Origin of the sequence: Niastella populi (assembly GCF_002078015.1) — a bacterium.
Lineage (GTDB): Bacteria > Bacteroidota > Bacteroidia > Chitinophagales > Chitinophagaceae > Niastella > Niastella populi.
On sequence record NZ_LWBP01000030.1, the window covers coordinates 1 to 3,701 of the forward strand.

Consider the following 3,701-nt stretch of genomic DNA (forward strand, 5'->3'; position numbering starts at 1 on the left):
AAACCTAAATATCCTGGCCCAAACATACATATAAATGAATTATTATGCAACTGCCAGGGAGGCCTTTTTTAGAATTTCATTAAATGGGGAAAAGAGGCTGCAAACTTGCGGCCTCTTATTATTCGGGTACATGCATCGATTCTCAAAACTATGTTCGTTTTTGATATCTTTTCTTGTTGTTTTCAAAGCAGGCCCAATTACCCGGTATTAACCTGGTGCGTTTGTGCAAAACCTGACCTAAAAGCAACCTATTATTTCAACATTCTACGGCCAATCTGTGTGGCGTCCATTCCCCCAAATCCCGGTACGACAGTGTGCGAAATTTCAGATCTCTTTTTTTCGAAAAGAGTTTTTTAACCTGGTTCAAACACTTTGATTTATGTCAATGTGATTTTGGGTGGGTTAAGGCGGTACTACATAGTATCCCTACATTAACTAAGCGCTTTCACCAGATTAATTTTTACCTCCTTCATTAAGCTTCTTTTCCCGGAGATCGTTTTATTTTTTACCCCTGCGTTGCCTGAAACAGTTTTTAATGGATGAGGCTAACAATTAACACCAACAACATGACAGATTCCTTATTAAATGATAAAGATGTATTGGTTATGGAAGGCAGCAACCCTAACCGCGAGGTGACCACAAAAATATTGCGTCGCAATAATTTAAGCCCGGTAACGGCCGTCAGCGGTGAACAAGCGATAAACATGTTGAAAAAAGATGTTCAACGACAAAAATTATTTGCATTGGTTTTGCTCAACATCATGCTTCCTGGGGATATAGATGGCTTTGATGTTGCCGAATACATCAAAAATGAACCTTCTTTGAACCGTACAGAGATTATAGTTATTTCCAAGTCACAAAAAGCCAGCGACAGGGAACGGCTCCGGCAACTCGGCGTATCACACTTTTATTCCAAACCTTTAAGTGAAGAAAATTTAATGGAGTGCATCCGGGGTATATTATTAATAAACCAGAACTACCCGCGTAAAAACAATTCAGATGCACCCGCAATTGAAGTGGTATCATTAAACGAAAACAGCAAACACAATATATTACTGGTTGAAGATAATCCCGTAAACCAGGAAATTACTTTGGGGATGCTTATTAAGAGAAGCCATCAGGTTGTCTGTGCTAAAAATGGGTTAGAAGCATTGGATTGTTTCAAAAAACAGGATTTTGATATTATTTTTATGGATATACAGATGCCTGAAAAGAATGGCTATGAAGCAACGCGGGCTATACGTGAATTAGAACGATTTGGTACGAAGCACACTCACATCATTGCATTGACAGCAAATGCCATGCAAGGTGACCGGGAAAAGTGCCTGGAGGCTGGCATGGATGATTATATCAGTAAACCGGTACGCCTGCGGGAATTGGTAAATGGCCTTGAGCAATGACGCCAATAGCCAGGGGTATGACATGTAAGACCTTGGTAAGTTCAATCAGAAAGCAAAGCAGCTTCAGTTTCTGTGTGGGTTGCAATCAATGAATATTCTGCTGATACTTAAATCGATCAGACTGGAAAGTGTTATCGGTACCCGGTAGTGAAAATGTACTAAGTGTTTACATAAGAATTGCGTTGCAAGAAAATCCTTATGCTAGCAATATTTTTAAAAGGTAATAAAATGACTTCAAATTAGCTGACGTTATATATGTAACAATTTCAAAAATGGGATAATGATTAAGGCCGGCATATTTTTATGCGGGCTTTTTTTAGTTCTCAGGTATTTTAATTAAATTTTATCTTTTCTCCAATAAATGCTAAATATTCTATGAAGGCAGCTGTTAATTCCATTTTGCTTATTGAAGATGATGAAGCTACAAATTTTCTGAACCAGGTTATCATTAACGAATGCAATTGTTTTAAAAGCATCCATATTTCCATTAATGCAAAGGATGCGTTGGAATACTTAATGGCGATAGGGAAAGATAATAACTGCAATAGCATTAAGCTACCCGGGATTATTCTGTTAGATATTAACTTGCCAGGTATGGACGGATGGGAATTTCTTGATCATTATGGGAAGCTAAATTTATGGGGTTTTAACAAGACCATTGTGGTTGTGCTTACGATCTCTCCCATAGAAAAGAATTTGTGTAAGATCAGGGACTATGACTATTTAAATGATTATTTGGAAAAGCCTTTGACATTTGAAAAGCTAAATTATATATTAAGAAAATTTAACGATCAAGGAAAGGCTTAGAATTTTACATAAGAAAATAAATTTAATCCGATTATAGAAAAACATATTTTACTCCGTATAAACAGCCAAAATTTTCCTGAAGGGTTTTCACTATATTGTTTTACCTGGTATCTACAAACTGAGATAGTTCTAATCTTAAGGTTTAAACGATTTGCACGTTACTTTTCCTTTTTAGGGGGCATTTTACACCGCAGCCAGTAATTAATTATATTCAGAAATGTCACTTTTAAATCTTCAAAACGCGATTCCTTAATAAAAAAGCCATGCACTGACAAATCGTATGCGCGAACGACGTATTCTTCCGAAGCCTGGCCAGTCCAGAAAATAAATGGAACACTTTTGAATTTAAGGGAATGGGAAGCTAACATTTTTTCCCTTAACTCGAGCCCGTTTGTTTTTGGCAGGTGTAATTCGCAAATTATAATAAAAGGTGCTGTTTCTATATTGGCAAGGTAGCTCATTGCTTCATCGGCAAATTCAAAAAACTTCAACTCATTCTGTAAATTTAATTCCTTCCACACTTGTTGAACCATTTCCTGGTCATCGGTATCACTATCGATAATCCAAACAGATCCTGTATTCATTTCCAATATCGTTAAAAATGATGCTATTAAAAAAATCATGCCAGCCTAAATAATAATCTAATTCACAAGACTTTCTGTAATTCTTAACCGCTATAATGTCCTGGCCAAGTTATTTGGTATCTTTATATTCTAAATACAGTAAATGAAAAATCATTCGGTGGATATAGATAGTTCGCTTTCTCCTATAAAATCAATCCTCCCATCAGAATATCTGCACGACAGTCATATCCTTAATTTGATCCCTGAGGCAGTATATATGTGTGATTTGTCAGGCGTGCTTTTAAAGTATAATGAACAGGCGGTAAAATTATGGGGGAGAAGACCTTTGTTGGGAAGGTCGAATGAGCTATTTGACGGTGCCTGGAAATTGTTTTCTGTAGAGGGAGATTATCTGCCGCACGAATCATCGCCGGCAGCCGCATGTTTAAAGGATGGCATTGCTCGTAAAGGAATTGAATTAATTTTCGAGCGGCCTGATGGTTCACGAATAAATGTTGAGGTAAGCGTGATTCCAGTAAAAGATGAAAATGGCATTCAGGTTGGCATTATCAATTGTGTTTATGATGTTACAGGGAAAGAAAAAAGTGAGATAAGACTGCAACGAAAAACGGTTGAATTACAGGATTATGTTGAAAATGCCAGCATTGGACTTCATTGGGTAGATGCGAATGGAATTATCAAATGGGCTAATAAAAGGGAGTTGAAAATGCTTGGTTATGACGAGGAGGAATATATTGGGCATCATATCGCTGAATTCCATGCCAGTAGAAGTAAAGTAGAGGAAATTCTGACAAAGCTGGCTTGTAATGAAACGTTAGAGCAATTTGAATCAGAGATGCGTTGTAAAGACGGAACTATAAAAACAGTTCATATCAACTCTAATCGCGAGTCAAGATACAGACAACTAATT

4 protein-coding genes are annotated in these 3,701 nt (G+C 37.0%); 3 read left to right on the top strand and 1 reads right to left on the bottom strand.

The window, feature by feature from the left end; translation table 11 throughout:
- The first annotated feature begins 566 nt into the window (after nucleotides 1–566).
- On the top strand, nucleotides 567–1,400 hold the full coding sequence (locus A4R26_RS05465; RefSeq protein ID WP_165760158.1) for a response regulator: 834 nt from the start codon (nucleotides 567–569) through the stop codon (nucleotides 1,398–1,400).
- Nucleotides 1,401–1,775: 375 nt separating this feature from the next.
- Entirely contained in the window at nucleotides 1,776–2,207 is a 432-nt protein-coding gene (locus tag A4R26_RS05470; protein WP_081161792.1) for a response regulator, read from the top strand.
- A gap of 158 nt (nucleotides 2,208–2,365) precedes the next feature.
- Here A4R26_RS05470 and A4R26_RS05475 read toward each other — a convergent pair whose 3' ends face one another.
- Nucleotides 2,366–2,791: a response regulator gene (locus A4R26_RS05475; protein WP_165760159.1), complete on the bottom strand. Its 426-nt coding sequence runs from the start codon at nucleotides 2,789–2,791 to the stop codon at nucleotides 2,366–2,368.
- Nucleotides 2,792–2,933: 142 nt separating this feature from the next.
- Here A4R26_RS05475 and A4R26_RS05480 point away from each other — a divergent pair.
- A partial coding sequence (locus A4R26_RS05480) for a PAS domain-containing protein (RefSeq protein ID WP_133054556.1) occupies nucleotides 2,934–3,701 on the top strand: 768 nt, incomplete at its 3' end.